The organism is Pseudomonas sp. S1_G07 (genome assembly GCF_054668565.1).
Genome location: NZ_CP162778.1, coordinates 3,599,522 through 3,614,561, shown reverse-complemented (window position 1 = coordinate 3,614,561; position 15,040 = coordinate 3,599,522). Strand labels below are relative to the sequence as shown.

The window sequence follows — 15,040 nt, the reverse complement described above, 5'->3', positions numbered from 1 at the left end:
TCATGCGGTTTTGTAACCACCTGGACCCCTCTCATGGATGACTTCAGAGCTCTCGCCCTGACCTGGGACACGCTACCCAGTGATACCGCGCTGCCGGTCAGTATCAGCCCTTCGACCGCATACCTGAGCGAACGCCAGGATTTGCGCATTGAAGGCGACCAGGCCCTGATCACGCAACTGATCAACCTGCTCTCCCCCGCCTCGGGCCAAGCATTCCCCAGCGCCGGGCAACCGCTGCCCATCCCTGGACATTCCCAGCTGGGCCAGTGGAGCGATGCGTTCAGTAAAGCCATTAACCAGAAAGACTTCATCGCCTGGGCCGAGGCGAAACACTTTGACTTCAAGACGCTGCGTGTGCACAACAGCACGCTGATGGTAAGCGCACGTCGTCGCCCTACAGTATTCACGATGGCCGATACCTCCGGCTGGTGGGGGCTGGCCACCCCCATCATCTACATCAGCCAGTTGCTCGATCCAATGGCCCTGGGCATGCCCTATATCGGCCCGAAGCTGGGCACGCTTGCGCTGACCTTACCGCTGGACATAACCCTGGCGTTTCACGGTTTGCCGATGCCGGCCAATCGCTTTGAAGCGCAAACCATCGTCGAGGAGCTGCGCGACTTTCAGCGTTTCCCTGGGTTTGACGACAGCGGCAGCAGCCAATCAATGATCTACACGCAGTTGCGCCAACAACGGCGAGACTACCTGCAACTGGCCAGTGCCCTGGAACCCCTGGCCGAGGATGCAAGCGCTTTCGATACATGGGATGTTTACCGGGCGCGCCTGCAACTGGCGTCCGATTCAAGATTGGCCCGCAGCCTTAAAGAAGCGGCCGTTCTGGTGCAGGCACTGGTCAATGAAAACACCCGTGGCTCAGCACCCGACGCGCCAGGAAATGCCTACTTCGACTATCAGCGACACATCCTCTGCGTACTCTCCCCAGGCAAAGAGTTCGAGCTTGAGACCCTGGTCCCCGCGACACTGGATGCGCGTTGGTACCGCCTGGTACTGCTCGGTGAACAACTGGAGGTGGATATCTACTCCGACCACAGCCTCAGCGTGTCGAGCGCATTGCGGGCCTATGCCATCGAGCGCCCTGATACACGCCCCCAACTCAGCGCCCTGATCCAGCGCCTGCGCCAGTGGACCGCGCCGGCTGCGCCGGTGGTAGCGAACGCCGCACGCTCGTTCTCCGAGCTGTACCGCTATCGCCAGTATGTGGGCCAGTTGAATGACAAACACGCCGTACGCGCCGCGCTGTCAGGCATGATTGACCGCGCAGACCTGCAAGGGCCTGAAGGCCTTGAAAGCGTCATCACGGGAGACCCGGAAACCCTTCAGGCCGTCATGAAAAAAGCCGCTGTCCAGTTGCGTGTGCTGACTGGGCATCCGACCTTCCTCGCCATTCGTACCCGTGAGCGCATTGCCCCCAACAGTCATGTATTGGTCAGTGACTCCGGCGGTATAGGCGCGCTGGGCCTGGATGGCGCCTGGATATCGCTCACCGATGCGGTGATGTCGGATGCCGAGCTCGCCACCCTGCTGGTGACGCACCTCAAACCGCTGGCGGCAAAGACCGGCGGCTATTTGCGAACCAACGAAGCGGTCACCCTGGCCCAGGCCTTGCGGTTGTACGGCTTCACGGTGCCCGGCACCCTTGAAGAAGCCAGCGTCACCCTGCGACGCCTGGAGATCAGCCAGCCGCTACCTGTAAGCCAAGGCCACTACTGGCGTGCCCTCAAGTCGAAATCCGCCAGGCAACCCTCGGCGTGGACATTGACCGCCCTTGAACACAACCAGATCATGGCCGTTATCGACAGATTCATGGCCGACCACGCCATGCCACTGTTCGAGTACCTCGGCCAAGGCATCGTGGCCGATAAGTCCGTCGATGACATAAGGGCTGAGGCTGATTTTCTCATGGTGCGTCTGCTGGCATCCCCCCTTGCGCAGCAATTGGGCAACGAACTGACGAGCGCCCTGCCGTGGCAGGGCAGTTCCCCCAACGAGCAGGCCAGGAGCAACCACCGTCATGCGCTGATCCTGGCGGCCTTAATCCTGAGCCTGGACCCACAGCCGCAGGCCCACCCCACACGTATCAACCACCTCGACTGCCACGACGATTATTTCTGGGGCGAATCGGCATCGTTCATGCGCACCTACATCGAGGCCAGCTTGCTTGCGCTGAGCCAACCGGTCGCCGTCCTTGCCGCTCACTTGATGCTCTGCGAGAAAAACCCGCAGTTGCTCGTGCGCGGCATACCCGACTTGGCGCCGTGCCTGAGCTCGCACCTGTGGGCCCTCTACCGCCAATACGTGCTGTACATGGAAAAAGTCTCGCCTGGGTCATCCCGTCAAGTGACCTACCACCAAGTCATATGGTTGGCGTCACAAGAGCCCTTTGGACGCTGGAAGACCTTCCTGGACAGCCGTGAAGCCAAGTGGCCACTGCTGGAGTGGGCCATAGCCAATGGGGTGCTGGCAATCCCGCCGCCCTATGGCAGACAGGCGATCGGTACCGCGGTTGAGGCCTTCAACGCTCAGCTCGCGCGCCTGAATTCAACCCTGGAAACGTTCGACGACCCGATCATATCGCTACGTCAAACGGCCCTGAACGATCTGCGCAAGGTGTACCCCGACAATACGCAGCTCGAAGCCCGAGTGCTGATGTGGCTACCGGAGCATTCACCGTTTTCCGAAGAGGGTCGCTTCGAGGGTATACATACCGGCAGCAAATATTCATTCGTCGACCTGCATATGGCGGGCGCCCTGGATGCCAACAACAAGCGCTGGCATTCTTCGGACAAGGCCATCAAGTACGGAGCGCTGGCTCAGCAGTTTCATTTGCTGGGGCAAATCAATAGCGTGTTTTCCGAGGCTTTTGATCAAAAGCTCGCCCAGGTGAAAGCGGCATATCAGGAGTCCATCTGCTATTGGATGTCTCAACTGACCTTGCCTGAGCGTCAAGCGCTGGAGTTTGGCCATGTGCAGTTCTTCAGCCTGAGCCAACGGGCCGCCCCAGATAACGTAGGCCGGTTTGGTCTGTTGGTTTACGTCTCGCATGACAGCCGCAGGGGCTTCTACGAGTTTTTCCCTCGACATCTGGTGATTCGTCGGCGACGTGACCTGGATTACGCGCACGTTACGCACGCCATCGACGCAGTCACCCACCAACCCTGGATGCGATTTGACTGGTCGGCTTATGCGCGCGGTACAGCGCCTGCGACATTACCGCCCGCCTCTTCGACCAACGACCTGGCCCTGCGCAGGCTCGACAACGAACTCGCAGAAACCGTCGACCTTCCACCACTGGATGCCATGGGACGACAGGTTCCACGCACCCTCGACTCGGCGCGTTCCCACGCGCTGAGCGATATCATCGTGGCGCACCACCTGCTGCACGATGCCCGGCCCTTGCGCGAAAAAGCCAAGCAGCCTATCACCCTGCAAGCCGCAGTGAGCGACGAGGATCCTTGGGCCGACTACCTGCGTGGCCTGGCCCTTGTGCCTCGCTGACGCTTGAACAATTGCGTTTTTTGTATAAGGCTGCTCTCCGGCTTATCTAATCACCGCGCTGGGAGCGCCTGCCCATGACTGCCGCTACCGCACCGTTGTTCTGGCGTGATCCTGCCCTGGCCTATATCGAAGCACGCACCATCGCCGACGGGCGCAAGGTCACGTATACCCGGCATGCCCACGAGCATTTTTCCATCGGTGCGATCACCGCCGGGCGCAGCTATTACCACTACGGTGCGCAGACCTTTGAGATCAGCGCCGGCACAGTGGTGCTGATGAACCCCGGCGATGTGCATGCCTGTAACCCCATCGAAAACGAGCATTGGTCCTACCACATGCTCTACCTCGACACGCCCTGGCTGACCGATCTGCAATACCAATTGGGTTTCAGCACCGACCAGGGTTACCGGCCGTTCAACACGCCCCATACCCGCGACCCCGTGCTGTACCGCGGTTTGCTCCAACTGTACCGACTATTGGTGGATGAACGGGCCGAACTCCTGCAGAAACAAAGCGCCCTGGTGAGCTATTTCAGCGAAGTCCAGCAGCGCCTCAACCCCTCCCTCACGCCCCCGCGCGAGGTCAATCACAAGCTGGAACGGGCCGCCGACTACATCCTCGAACACTGCACCGAGGCCTTGAAGCTGGAAGATATCTGCCTGGCGGCCGAGCTGTCGCCGTCTTATCTGATCCGCGCGTTCAAGCAGTATTACGGGCTCACGCCCCATGCCTTCCTGGTCAACCGGCGCATCCAGTTTGCCCGCACCCAACTGCGCAATGGCGAGCTGATCGCCGACGTGGCGCTGGCCGCCGGCTTTGCCGACCAGGCGCATTTCCAGCGCGCTTTCAAACAGCATTTTGCCGCCACGCCCGGGCAATACCGCGAAGTGCTCAAGCCATCAGCAAATAACCCACACTGGCCACCAGCAACGCGGCCATTGAGCGGTTGAACACACGTACGCCCCGAGGGTTGCCCAGGTAGCGGCGCAGAAAGGTCCCGGCATAGGCCCAGCACGCCACCGACAGGTAGCAGATCACCAGATAGAGGCTTGCGAACAGCCACACCTGACCAGTGTCGCCGTCGGCCACAAACAAACCCATGCCCGCCACACACGCCAGCCATGCCTTGGGGTTGAGCCACTGCATGATCGCGCCATACAGCATCGACGGCGCGGTGGCGCTGCCCTCGGCGTCCAGCCGGCCATCGTCAGCCGCCAGTTTCCAGGCCATGTAGAGCAAAAAAGCCACCCCGCCCCATTGGATCAATTGGGTCAGGATCGGCCAACGCAGCAGCACCTCATGCAAGCCCAGGCCAATCAGCACCAGCAGCGCGGTAAAGCCCACCGCGGCACCAAACACATGTTTCTGGCTGGCGACAAAACCGAAGCGCGCCCCTGAACTCAGGGCGACCACATTGACCGGTCCCGGCGTGATGGACGTGGCCAGGGCGAAGGCGGCCATGGAAATGATCAAACTCATTGCGGTTCCCTTTTTGTTGTGACGCATGAAGATAGCGTCACGGTAAAGGGCAAATCGCCAGCGGTATTGAAGAAAATGCCCCCGCGCGGCGATCAGGGCTGCAGCGCTTGGGTCACGCTATCGTCGCCCCAGCGCCCGCCCGATTGACCTCAAGGGCCGATCAACGAAAAGTGCGCGCCCACCCCGGCGCGTACACCCTCGGCTACGGCCAGCGCCACCGAGCCGGCGGCGAGGGATGCATCACCACAGGCAAACACGCCGGGCACAGAGGTCTGGCGCATGTCGTTGGTAAGCAGGTACGGCCCGGTGGGGCCATCGGCCAAGGCACAGCCCAACGCTTGGGCCAACGGGCCGATACGCGTGCGGGGCAGAGTGAAAATGCCGTCCAGTGCGATCACGCGGCCGTCAGCCAACTCCAGGTCTGCGCGTGCACCGCTGATGGCGCGCACGGGCGTGCTTTCCAGCGTAACGCCACGCCGCTCCAACTGCGCCTGTTGCTCGGCATCGGGGGTGAACACGCCATTGGTGAACAAGGTGGTGGTGCCCCAATCCGGCAGCATCAATGCGTGGTGCATCGCCAGCGCTGAGGTAGCCAGCACGCCAATGCGGCCTTGATCCAACTCATAGCCATGGCAGTAAGGGCAATGGAACACCCGCGTGCCCCAGCGCTCCTGCAAGCCCGGCAGCGCGGGCAACTCATCTACCACGCCGGTGGCGAGGATCAGGCGTTTGCCCGTGAATTCGCCATTGCACTGGGTGCGCACACTGAACCCGCCCGCTGCTTCGGTAGCCTGCACCACGCTGTCCTGCACCCAGGTGACCGTGGGGTACTCCATCAACTGGCTGCGACCTTCGGCAGCGATAATCTGCGGTGCCTGGCCGTCCTGACTCAGGAACCCGTGGGCAGTGGCGGCAAACCGGTTACGCCGCAGGCCCGCATCGATCACCAGCACCCGACACCGCGCCCTCGCCAATTGCAGGCCCGCAGACAGGCCGGCATAGCTGCCGCCCACGATAATCACGTCATGCATCATGAAAGTGCCCTCTGTTGAGTGCTCGCGATGATCCGCGGGCTTTCACGACACACCATAAGTTACGTAAAAATACGCGTCAAGCATCTCGCAACTTTCCGGGTTACAAATGATACTGTCGCCCACCGATATCTGAGGTTTTTAGATGAGAAACGACACCCGGCTTTCGCGCATGCTCCACGTGCTGATCCATATGGGCCGCCATGAAGCGCGCGCGACCTCAGAGACCATCGCGCAGATGCTTGGCACCAACCCCGTGGTGGTACGACGCACGCTCGGGCTGCTCAAGGAAAAAGGCTATGTGCGTTCGGAAAAGGGTCATCAGGGCGGCTGGAGCCTGGGCAAGCCCTTGAACGAGATCACCCTGCTCGATATTCACAATGCCCTGGGCACGCCGTCGATCTTCGCCATCGGCCTGTCCACCGACCACCCCGAATGCCTGGTGGAACAGGCGGTGAACGCGGCGCTCACGGATGCGTTCGAACAAGCCCAGGCATTGTTGTTGAAGCGCCTGGGCAAGGTCACCCTGGCGCAACTGGCCGAAGACTTCGACGAACGCTACCGCGTCGCGATGCAGCCCTAGCGCTGCGCGGGAATACGGATATCGCCGTCACGGCACTGGGTCTTGACGCTGCGCGGGCAGCCGGCGAAGGCCAGGTCCTTGCTCAGGCACACGCGCACTTCCGACAGCACCTTGCCTTTGCAGATCACCGCCAGCCCATGATTGCCCAGGCGCGGGTTGCTCTGGCGAAACAACGCTTCGATCTCACGGGCCGGCAACGACGGCGGCGTATTGAACGGCTGCAATTGCGCTGGAATGGTCACCACGCCCAGCGCGGCATCGGTTTTCTCCAGGTATGCCAGCGGTTCAAGCCCACTGCAGGTGCCGTGCTTGGCCCACTCGTGCTTGAGCAGCGAAGGGGTCGGAAACAGCGCCGCCCCCTTCTCCACCTCCTCGCGAGATAAGCGCGACTGCGGCACACAGGAGGCCGGCCAGCCGCCCCGCGCGTACTGCGGCCACAAACCATGCAGCACAAACCCATAGCCCTTGCCCGAACACTGCTCGTTGTCCGGGTGCGTCAGGCAAAACGTCGGCGACCACGATAACGACAACACATAAAAATCAAACTCCCCCGGCGTCCCCTGAGTACGCGGGGCAGCCATTGCGCTGGTGGCCACCGCCAACCACAACGCCAACCCGTATTTCATCCGTCTATTCCTTGAAAACAATTGATCAACGAAGAAGTCTATGGCGGCTACGCGGGGTAATAGGGGTTACGTTGCAACACCTTATCCAGGATCCGATCGGTCTTCAGCGCCTCGATCGCCAGTGAGGGATGCTCGGCCTCGCCGCGGATATGCGCGTTCATGGCCAGCACGTGGTGCCATTGGATATGCGCATGGCACGGCACTTCCAGCACTTCGCTGGTTTCGCCTTCAAGGCGCAGCGGCTGGTCTTCGAAGACCGAAAACTGGATCCGCCCGCGACTGCCGATCAACTCGACCACGTCCTCGCGGCGGTCGGCGACAAAGTTCCAGCAGCCCATGCCCAGCGCGCCCGAGCTGAAGGTCCAGCAGGCCGTTACCGCATCCTCGGCGGCATAGCGCCCGGCCTGGCGCGCGGTAAAACCCGAGACTTCGACAATGTCCCCGGCCAGGTACTGGAACAGGTCAAAGCCATGGCTGGCCAGGTCGGCAAAGTAACCTCCACCGGCGATCGACGGGTCGGTGCGCCAGTTGGCGGCGCTGGCATCTTCGGCACCCGGCGGCTTGCACAGGGTCCAGGTGAGCTGGCGCAACTCGCCGATGCGCCCGTCCCGCAGCCAATCGCGCACTTGCTGGAAGCGTGGCAGCGAACGCCGATAGTAGGAGACAAACAGGTGCAACCCGGCCCGTTCGAAGGTGCGCTGCATCAATGCGCTCTGCTCGGCATTCAGTGACATGGGCTTCTCGACGCAGCAATGCTTGCCGGCCTGCGCCACCATCAGGCTGTATTTCAAGTGGCTGTCCGGCGGTGTGGCGATGTACACGGCATCCACTTCGGGATCGTTGATCAGCGCCTGGACATCGGTATGGAAGCGGGCAATGCCGTGACGTGTCGCATAATCGCGCACGGCTGCTTCACGGCGCCCCATCACAGCCACCAGAGCCGAACCTGGCGCTTTGTAGAAGGCGGGTCCACTCTTTAACTCAGTGACACTGCCACAACCGATCATGCCCCAACGTACGGTGCTCATCTATTTTGCTCCTGCGTTTTCATCAGTCGGGCAGTATCCACATACCCACGGCCGCGCGCCATAACCACTTAGCATGACAATTGCATTACACTTTTATGACAGTCATACCGCTACAGGGCACACACCATGAAAATACGCGCAACGGTCATTTGCGAACACGAGGGGCATATTCTCTTCGTGCGCAAGGCCAGATCAAAATGGGCATTGCCAGGTGGCAAGGTCGAACGTGACGAGCGCCCGGTCGGCGCCGCCGAGCGCGAACTGGAAGAAGAAACCGGGTTGAACGTGGATGGGCTGCTGTATTTACAGGAATTGAAGGCCCGCGACACCCTGCACCATGTGTTCGAAGCCTCGGTGGTGAATATCGCCGAAGCGCGTCCGTGCAACGAAATCGTCGACTGCCAATGGCACGCCTATGGCGCCGTGGATCAACTGGACACCACCGACGTCACGCGCCACATCGTCAAATCCTTTCTGCGGCGCCTTTAGTGCGGTGGCGTCACTGGACGCCTGTCCACCTGTCAACCCTGACAGTAGACCGATCAACTTCACCGGATTAATTTCACAGACGAAGGTTCTCTTCTGCTGCAAGGAGCTAATTCGATGAAACTACTCTATGAGTTCAAAGAAGTGTTCGGCGACGATGAGCATCAAGAAGTCCAGATATCGCGCCTCAAGGATGAAAACGACAATCTCCAGAATCCTGACTACACCGTTACCTTGTCTTCGTACAATAACGACGGAAAGTATTACGCTATCAGCAAGCCGGAAGATGTCGATGGCGACAATGACAGTGACGAGGATGACGCCTCCTACTATGAAATGGCCGCCAAGCTTGTGACCGACTTGCTCACCTTGAGCAGCATGGATAGCAAGAAGCTCTTCGCGCGCATACTGATAAGATTCAAGCAGGGTTCAAAAACAGCTGTCGAGATATTGCACTTCAAACCAGGCAATACCGAGATACATAAGCCGGACGATGTCGTGACCGCGACCAACCCTGACTCCCTGGGTCGCTATACCAAGATAGAAGGTGTCATAGATGCCGATGGCGATGGCGACGAAGACGCCAATGACCAACTCATCTATCGGAACCTGGCCACCTCGTTTGTATCAATGAAGTCTCTGCCTCAGTAGTCGCTTACTTCGAGTTCAACGCTGTGTCCGCCAACCTGCGGGCCAGCGCTTGAATGCTCCGTGACTTCCTGGCGTTCGACAAAGAACCTGAGGAACGCGTCACTGCAAGGCTCACCAGCCCTCCTTCAGCATCCGCAACTCCAGATGCTGCAACAGCATGATCGTCTTGCCATCGACAATCTCACCGCGTTGCACCATCGCCAGCGCCTGCTCAAAGCCCAACTCCAGCACCTCGATATCCTCACCCTCTGCTTCCAGGCCACCACCGCCGCCGACGCGATCGCCAGGTTGATATTCACCGATAAAAAAGTGAATACGCTCAGTCACCGAGCCAGGGCTCATGAACGCCGCGTAGATCTGCTGCACATGGGCTACGCGATAGCCCGTCTCCTCCTCCGCTTCCAGGCGGATGCGTGCTTCAGGGCTGGCGTTGTCGAGCAAACCCGCCGCCGCTTCGATCAGGTAACCGTGATAGCCATTGACGAACGTGGGCATACGAAACTGGCGGATCAGCAACACCGTGCGCTGTTCGCGGTTGTACAGCAGGATCGTCGCTCCGTTGCCACGGTCGTACACCTCGCGGGTCTGGGCCTGCCAACTGCCGTCGCGGCGATGCAGGTCGAAGCTGTATTTCTTCAGCAGGTACCAGTTGTCCGAGAGGGTCTCTTCAGCGGTGATGCGAACGGGACTGTCGTGCATGGTCAGGTGTCAGCTCAAAGGCGCGATCGGGTTGATACGCGGCCGCCTACCCTAACAATCCCTGCATGGGTTGTTCAATGCTGTAACACTTTGCAAGCAATCCCCGTGCACGGTTGTCGAATTAATGCCTGCCGGTGCCGGCCATTCTGTTAAAACGCGGCTTCACCTTTGCCTTGGAACGTCCATGCCCTCTCGTTTTCTCTCGCGCTTGAGCCTGCGCTGGTTTCCCCTGCTGTGCATGCTGCTATTGGTCGTTGGCCTGCCGGTGGGTTGCAGCGTGCTGCAGCACAAGGAGCGCGAGTTGGTGTTTCGCATCGAGCCCGGTACCGCCAGTTGGTACAGCGGCTTGCCCGAGGCGGTGCAGGAGTTCGAACTCAGGCCTGCCCGTTTCAAGTCGGGGCAAAATATCCATGGCTGGTGGTACCCGGCCAGCAACCCGGACGCCCCGTCGATCCTCTACCTGCATGGCGTGCGCTGGAACCTTACCGGGCAGTTGTTTCGCATCGAGCAATTGCACGCGCTGGGCTTCTCGGTACTGGCCATCGACTATCGCGGTTTCGGCCAAAGCCACGGCGACCTGCCGTCGGAGACCAGCGTGTACGAAGACGCCCGTATCGCCTGGGAACGCTTCCAGGTACTGCAACCGGACCCCGGCAAGCGCCTGATCTACGGGCACTCGCTGGGTGGCGCGGTAGCCATTGACCTGGCTGCGGAACTGGGCCGGCAAACCCCGCTGCCGGTCCGTGGGCTGGTGATCGAATCGACCTTTACCTCCCTGGCGGACGTGGCGGCGGCGGTGGCCAATACCTCATTGCCTGTACGCTGGCTGCTGTCGCAGAAGTTCGATTCCCTCGGCAAGATTGCCGATATCCAGATGCCGTTGCTGGTGGTGCATGGCCTCGACGACCGCTACGTGCCACCGCGTTTCAGCCAGCAACTGTTCGACGCCGCCCAGGAACCCAAGCGCCTGTTATTGGTGCCCGGCGCCAGCCATAACAACAGCATGAGCCTGGCCGGGCGCAGCTATCGCCAGGCACTCGACCACCTGATGCAGGCCAGGATGCCGACCCAGGTTGTCAAGCACTCCACAAGCCGCAACGGCGACTCGTGAAAACACTTTTCGGCACTGGGTCGGCGCATGCCTGTCAAGCGCAAACCCAGCCCATACTGGGCCAAACCACAGGTTGATCAAATATTGATCTCAGGTTAAACCGCCAAGCCAGCCGGGCGTTGGCAAAGTTATCCACAGAGATACCCACGGTTTTCGTGGACAACTCTTTTTACTTTTTGCCGGTTTTTTTTGCTCGCAAATGCTTTCGGGAAAGGTCTTGGGCAGCAATACCTTGCGATCACATGGCCTGTATCGTTATCGCCCCACAGCGCCACCCCTCGCGCCCAAGCCCTATAAATGCGGATGACCGGAGAGTCAGCAACCAGCCATTGCGTTCAGCTCGGCGGACGACTAATCTTGCACAAACCCGCAATAAAGCGCACAAACATGCACGACACCCATCACCCCATCGACCTGCCCTCCTTGCGCAAACAGAAGATTTTGCTGCTGCTGGAACGCGACGGCAAAGTCACCGCCTCCGAGCTGGTGGAGCACTTTGCCGTGTCTGCGGACACCATCCGCCGCGACCTTGGCGAGCTCGCCGCTGCAGGCCTGTTGCAGCGGGTTCACGGTGGCGCCCTGCCGCGCCCCAAAGACACCGGCAAAGACTTTTTTACCCGCGTCGGCCAGACCAATGAGGCCAAGCGCCGCCTCGCGCGACTGGCGGCGGAGCGTGTGGAAGACGGCCAGATCGTACTGTTCGACTCCGGTTCGACCACCTTGCAGATCGCCCAATCATTACCACGCTCGATCCGCCTGACCGTGGTCACGGCCTCGCCAATGATCGCCATCGCCCTGGCCGACCATCCCGATGTGAAAGTGATTCTGGCCGGTGGCCAACTCAACCCGGTGACCCTGTCGACCGGGGGCCAGGAAGCCGTGCGCCTGATCCAGAGCGTCAAGGCCGACCTGCTCTTTACCGGTGTGTGCGCCTTGCATCCACAGGTGGGCATCAGCTCGCTGCATTTTGACGAAGTGGCGGTCAAGCAGGCGTTGCTCGACAGCGCATCCCAGGTAGTGGCCGTGACCCTGGCGGACAAACTCGGCGCGGTGGAGCCGTTTGTGGTGGCGCCGTGCAGCCGTATCCATACGCTGATTACCGAATGGCATGTGCCGAATGTGGAGGCGTATGAACAGTTAGGGTTGGAGGTGCTGCGGGTCGATGTCGAGTAGATACAGAGCGTCGGCCCACGCATAGCCGCTGGCCGTGTTGTCGAATATGCACCAACTGGGAATGCCCCGTTCGACGGATTGGCGCAACAGGCGTGCGAATGCTTGCACGCGTTCAGGCCCATAGGCGCTGTGATAGATGCGCGGCGAACCATGCAAGCGCCAGTAGCGCACGCCTTGCCACCCTGCACAGGTATCGCCGGCCTCGATTACCGCCGGGTCGGCCGCAACCCTTCCTATACGCAGATCCTGCAGCAGCGTCTCGGCCGCCAGCCAGCTGGCGTGCCGCGGCTCAAGCACCACATTGCCGGCAAAGCGTTGGCGCAGCGCGGTGAAAAATGCCTTGGCAAGGCCAGGCGAATAGCTCAGCGATGGGGGCAATTGCACCAGCAGGCAGCCAAGACGGTCACGCATTTGCAGGCACTGTTCGAGAAACTCATCCAGCGCAACCTCACACTGCTGCAAGCGCAGCTCATGCGTGATGCGCTTGGGCACCTTCACCGAAAAACGAAACGTCGGCGGCACGCACGCCCCCCAGCGCGCATAGGTCTTTGGCTGGTGAGGTCGATAAAACGAGCTGTTGATTTCCACTGCATTGAAGCGCGAAGCGTAACGCTGCAATTGCGTGCCTTCGCCGCTGAACGCTGGCCAGTACTCGCGCGGCAGGCTCCAGCCCGCACACCCGACGTACAGCGCTGCGGTCAAAACAGCACCGTCGCGGCATCGCGCATGAAAATCTCGATGGTCTTGGGCCCCACGCCGTCGAACTCGGCCAAGCGCTTCTCAAACCCCTGGCGGTCCGTACTGGCGTCACGGATCCGGGTAATCTTGCCCCCATACTCGGCATTCAATTTGGCACTCAGATCCAGCAGGCGCTGCGCGGTGGTTTCGTCGTAGCGCACGTAATGGGCGCGCCCCAGCATCGCCACCAGTTCTCGTGATGTGCAGTGCTGCAACTTGCGCGCAGTATCGCGCCCCTCCTCTTGCACGATCACCTTGTACGCCTGCGCGGCGATGGGTGCCTGGATGCGTTTGCCCATCAGGAAGCTGGCGATAAACCACTTGAACAGGCTGCTGTCATCGTTGGGCTTGAGCTCGATGGCCAATTCGGCGGCGGTAATGGAGCGCGCCATGCTCAGTGACCCAGTTTGCGTTCAGTCTTGGCGGCCTGTTCGTTGATCGCATCGGTCTGGCGCTCAGTGTCCTTGATCGACGTGGGCGTGAGTACTTTGTCGACGGCTTCTGTGCTTGGATTCGGGCGCTCCAGCGGTTGGCTTCTGGCAGCGTTGTCCGCCCCTTTCTGGGCGTTCTGCGAGCTGATGGGGTCGGGGGTTTTATCGGCAGTCTTGTGATCGGTCACGGTCTATCTCCGGGCAAATGACGGCACGTAAACGGCGCGTCCTTATGCAGCAGAGCCTTGGGTATTTCGATAGTTCAAGGAAATTGCCGGGCGCAATCGGTGCTAAAAAAATTAAACCTTTTGCTCGAGCCCCGGCTCAACAGTCAGGTACTGGCATTCGCCACTTTCAAGGAGATCCACCATGACTACGCTGCTGATCAAACACATGGGCTTGACCGTCGCACTGCTCGCAGGCTCGATTTCAACCGCCATGGCTGCCACGTCCAATGACTTTGTCGACACCGCCATCCAGGGCGGTATCACCGAAGTCGAGGCCGGCAAACTGGCCCTGGAAAAAAGCAGCTCGGCGCAGGTGAAAACCTTCGCCCAGCACATGGTCACCGACCACACCAAGGCCAACCAGGCGCTGATGGCGCTGGCGAAAAAACTGGATATCGAGGTGCCGGATGACGCGGCCCTGACCGACAAGGCCAAGAAAGCCATCCTCGAAATGCGCGACGAATCGTTCGACAAGGCCTACGCCAACAACCAGGTGGTCGCCCACGAAAAAACCGTCGAGCTGTTCAAGAAAGAAGCTGCCTCCTCGGACAACGCCGAGCTGAAGGCCTTCGCCAGCGAGACGCTGCCAACCCTGGAAAAACACTTGCAGATGGCCAAGGACCTGCAAAGCCAATACGCCAAGTAATCCATCCCCCACACAGGAGACCTCGACCATGAGTTCACAACTCAGCGGCAAGAACATCCTCATCATCACGTCCAACACCGGCATCGAGCGCGACGAACTGGTCAAGCCCCTGGAAGCGCTGCGCGGTTTGGGCGCGACGGTGACTCACGGTTCCAGCAAGGGCGGTACCACTCAGACCTTCGTCGGCGATACGGAAAAGGACAAGACCGTGGAATCCGACGTGCAGTTGTCGGATGTCCTGAGCAACGATTTTGACGCGCTGGTGATTCCCGGCGGTACCGTCAACGCTGACACCCTGCGTCAGGACGCGGCGGCACTGCGCTTGATCAAGGACTTCGCCGCAGCCGGCAAGACCATCGCGGCCATCTGTCATGGCCCTTGGACGCTGATCGACGCGGGCGTGATCAAGGGCAAGACCCTGACCTCGTACAAAAGCGTGCGCATCGACCTGGAAAACGCCGGCGCTGCCGGTTGGGTCGACACACCGGTCAAGGTATGCACCGCCAATGGCTGGACCCTGATCACCTCGCGCACACCGGATGACCTACCGGCGTTCAACGAGGCGATCGCCAAGGCCCTTGCCGGCTGATAGGCCTGGCCCTGAACGTAAACAGG

The 15,040-nt window shown here is 60.4% G+C and carries 17 protein-coding genes; 9 read left to right on the top strand and 8 right to left on the bottom strand.

From position 1 onward, the window contains the following. The first annotated feature begins 33 nt into the window (after window positions 1-33). Together AB4O05_RS16630 and AB4O05_RS16625 are read left to right on the top strand one after the other, a co-directional pair. On the top strand, window positions 34-3,516 hold the full coding sequence (locus AB4O05_RS16630) for a hypothetical protein (protein WP_460136543.1): 3,483 nt from the start codon (window positions 34-36) through the stop codon (window positions 3,514-3,516). A gap of 74 nt (window positions 3,517-3,590) precedes the next feature. Continuing rightward, window positions 3,591-4,466: an AraC family ligand binding domain-containing protein gene (locus AB4O05_RS16625; protein ID WP_460136544.1), complete on the top strand. Its 876-nt coding sequence runs from the start codon at window positions 3,591-3,593 to the stop codon at window positions 4,464-4,466. Here AB4O05_RS16625 and AB4O05_RS16620 read toward each other — a convergent pair. Beyond that, on the bottom strand, window positions 4,408-4,995 hold the full coding sequence (locus tag AB4O05_RS16620) for a LysE family translocator (RefSeq protein ID WP_460136545.1): 588 nt from the start codon (window positions 4,993-4,995) through the stop codon (window positions 4,408-4,410). The genes AB4O05_RS16625 and AB4O05_RS16620 overlap by 59 nt on opposite strands. Window positions 4,996-5,144: 149 nt before the next feature. After that, entirely contained in the window at window positions 5,145-6,029 is an 885-nt protein-coding gene (locus AB4O05_RS16615) for an NAD(P)/FAD-dependent oxidoreductase (RefSeq protein ID WP_460136546.1), read from the bottom strand. A gap of 142 nt (window positions 6,030-6,171) precedes the next feature. Here AB4O05_RS16615 and AB4O05_RS16610 point away from each other — a divergent pair, with 142 nt between their 5' ends. Beyond that, a complete protein-coding gene (locus AB4O05_RS16610; protein ID WP_460136547.1) occupies window positions 6,172-6,609 on the top strand; it encodes an Rrf2 family transcriptional regulator in 438 nt (145 codons plus the stop codon). Here the strand turns inward: AB4O05_RS16610 and AB4O05_RS16605 are convergent. Together AB4O05_RS16605 and AB4O05_RS16600 are read right to left on the bottom strand one after the other, a co-directional pair. Beyond that, window positions 6,606-7,235, bottom strand: coding sequence for a ribonuclease T2 family protein (locus AB4O05_RS16605; RefSeq protein ID WP_460136548.1), 630 nt, complete (start codon window positions 7,233-7,235; stop codon window positions 6,606-6,608). The two genes, AB4O05_RS16610 and AB4O05_RS16605, sit on opposite strands and share 4 nt — an antisense overlap. Window positions 7,236-7,282: 47 nt before the next feature. Next, a complete protein-coding gene (locus AB4O05_RS16600; RefSeq protein ID WP_460136549.1) occupies window positions 7,283-8,263 on the bottom strand; it encodes a Gfo/Idh/MocA family protein in 981 nt (326 codons plus the stop codon). A 126-nt stretch (window positions 8,264-8,389) separates the two neighbouring features. Between AB4O05_RS16600 and AB4O05_RS16595 the strand changes: the two genes are divergently transcribed. Together AB4O05_RS16595 and AB4O05_RS16590 are read left to right on the top strand one after the other, a co-directional pair. Continuing rightward, window positions 8,390-8,752 carry an NUDIX hydrolase gene (locus AB4O05_RS16595; protein ID WP_460136550.1) on the top strand — a complete coding sequence of 121 codons (363 nt, stop codon included), beginning with the start codon at window positions 8,390-8,392 and terminating at the stop codon, window positions 8,750-8,752. 114 nt (window positions 8,753-8,866) lie between these two features. Continuing rightward, window positions 8,867-9,400 (top strand): hypothetical protein, encoded by a 534-nt coding sequence (locus AB4O05_RS16590; RefSeq protein WP_460136551.1) that lies wholly within the window; start codon window positions 8,867-8,869, stop codon window positions 9,398-9,400. A gap of 111 nt (window positions 9,401-9,511) precedes the next feature. On the opposite strand, the gene AB4O05_RS16585 is transcribed toward AB4O05_RS16590, so the two are convergent. Further along, window positions 9,512-10,099 (bottom strand): NUDIX domain-containing protein, encoded by a 588-nt coding sequence (locus AB4O05_RS16585; RefSeq protein ID WP_460136552.1) that lies wholly within the window; start codon window positions 10,097-10,099, stop codon window positions 9,512-9,514. 184 nt (window positions 10,100-10,283) lie between these two features. Between AB4O05_RS16585 and AB4O05_RS16580 the strand changes: the two genes are divergently transcribed. Both AB4O05_RS16580 and AB4O05_RS16575 read left to right on the top strand, forming a co-directional pair. Beyond that, a complete protein-coding gene (locus tag AB4O05_RS16580; RefSeq protein WP_460136553.1) occupies window positions 10,284-11,210 on the top strand; it encodes an alpha/beta hydrolase in 927 nt (308 codons plus the stop codon). 387 nt (window positions 11,211-11,597) lie between these two features. After that, on the top strand, window positions 11,598-12,383 hold the full coding sequence (locus AB4O05_RS16575; RefSeq protein ID WP_460136554.1) for a DeoR/GlpR family DNA-binding transcription regulator: 786 nt from the start codon (window positions 11,598-11,600) through the stop codon (window positions 12,381-12,383). On the opposite strand, the gene AB4O05_RS16570 is transcribed toward AB4O05_RS16575, so the two are convergent. Genes AB4O05_RS16570 through AB4O05_RS16560 form a run of 3 tightly spaced genes read right to left on the bottom strand, consistent with a single transcriptional unit; the run spans window position 12,348 to window position 13,740 of the window. Further along, window positions 12,348-13,085 carry a DUF72 domain-containing protein gene (locus AB4O05_RS16570; protein ID WP_460136555.1) on the bottom strand — a complete coding sequence of 246 codons (738 nt, stop codon included), beginning with the start codon at window positions 13,083-13,085 and terminating at the stop codon, window positions 12,348-12,350. The genes AB4O05_RS16575 and AB4O05_RS16570 overlap by 36 nt on opposite strands. Continuing rightward, the gene (locus AB4O05_RS16565; protein ID WP_460136556.1) at window positions 13,082-13,513 is read right to left on the bottom strand and encodes a DNA methylase; all 432 of its coding nucleotides are present in this window, start codon (window positions 13,511-13,513) and stop codon (window positions 13,082-13,084) included. Before AB4O05_RS16565 ends, AB4O05_RS16570 begins: the two co-directional genes overlap by 4 nt. 2 nt (window positions 13,514-13,515) lie before the next feature. Further along, window positions 13,516-13,740 (bottom strand): hypothetical protein, encoded by a 225-nt coding sequence (locus AB4O05_RS16560; protein ID WP_460136557.1) that lies wholly within the window; start codon window positions 13,738-13,740, stop codon window positions 13,516-13,518. Window positions 13,741-13,921: 181 nt separating this feature from the next. Here AB4O05_RS16560 and AB4O05_RS16555 point away from each other — a divergent pair, with 181 nt between their 5' ends. Both AB4O05_RS16555 and AB4O05_RS16550 read left to right on the top strand, forming a co-directional pair. Further along, the gene (locus AB4O05_RS16555; protein WP_460136558.1) at window positions 13,922-14,425 is read left to right on the top strand and encodes a DUF4142 domain-containing protein; all 504 of its coding nucleotides are present in this window, start codon (window positions 13,922-13,924) and stop codon (window positions 14,423-14,425) included. Between the two features lie 28 nt (window positions 14,426-14,453). Further along, complete coding sequence (locus AB4O05_RS16550) at window positions 14,454-15,014, top strand: type 1 glutamine amidotransferase domain-containing protein (protein WP_460136559.1); 561 nt, start codon at window positions 14,454-14,456, stop codon at window positions 15,012-15,014. The last annotated feature ends 26 nt before the right edge of the window (window positions 15,015-15,040 follow it).

Coding starts and splice junctions, on each gene's coding strand:
- AB4O05_RS16630 (WP_460136543.1), top strand. CDS start 34: ATGGATGACTTCAGAGCTCTCGCCCTGACCTGGGACACGCTACCCAGT.
- AB4O05_RS16625 (WP_460136544.1), top strand. CDS start 3,591: ATGACTGCCGCTACCGCACCGTTGTTCTGGCGTGATCCTGCCCTGGCC.
- AB4O05_RS16620 (WP_460136545.1), bottom strand. CDS start 4,995: ATGAGTTTGATCATTTCCATGGCCGCCTTCGCCCTGGCCACGTCCATC.
- AB4O05_RS16615 (WP_460136546.1), bottom strand. CDS start 6,029: ATGATGCATGACGTGATTATCGTGGGCGGCAGCTATGCCGGCCTGTCT.
- AB4O05_RS16610 (WP_460136547.1), top strand. CDS start 6,172: ATGAGAAACGACACCCGGCTTTCGCGCATGCTCCACGTGCTGATCCAT.
- AB4O05_RS16605 (WP_460136548.1), bottom strand. CDS start 7,235: ATGAAATACGGGTTGGCGTTGTGGTTGGCGGTGGCCACCAGCGCAATG.
- AB4O05_RS16600 (WP_460136549.1), bottom strand. CDS start 8,263: ATGAGCACCGTACGTTGGGGCATGATCGGTTGTGGCAGTGTCACTGAG.
- AB4O05_RS16595 (WP_460136550.1), top strand. CDS start 8,390: ATGAAAATACGCGCAACGGTCATTTGCGAACACGAGGGGCATATTCTC.
- AB4O05_RS16590 (WP_460136551.1), top strand. CDS start 8,867: ATGAAACTACTCTATGAGTTCAAAGAAGTGTTCGGCGACGATGAGCAT.
- AB4O05_RS16585 (WP_460136552.1), bottom strand. CDS start 10,099: ATGCACGACAGTCCCGTTCGCATCACCGCTGAAGAGACCCTCTCGGAC.
- AB4O05_RS16580 (WP_460136553.1), top strand. CDS start 10,284: ATGCCCTCTCGTTTTCTCTCGCGCTTGAGCCTGCGCTGGTTTCCCCTG.
- AB4O05_RS16575 (WP_460136554.1), top strand. CDS start 11,598: ATGCACGACACCCATCACCCCATCGACCTGCCCTCCTTGCGCAAACAG.
- AB4O05_RS16565 (WP_460136556.1), bottom strand. CDS start 13,513: ATGGCGCGCTCCATTACCGCCGCCGAATTGGCCATCGAGCTCAAGCCC.
- AB4O05_RS16555 (WP_460136558.1), top strand. CDS start 13,922: ATGACTACGCTGCTGATCAAACACATGGGCTTGACCGTCGCACTGCTC.
- AB4O05_RS16550 (WP_460136559.1), top strand. CDS start 14,454: ATGAGTTCACAACTCAGCGGCAAGAACATCCTCATCATCACGTCCAAC.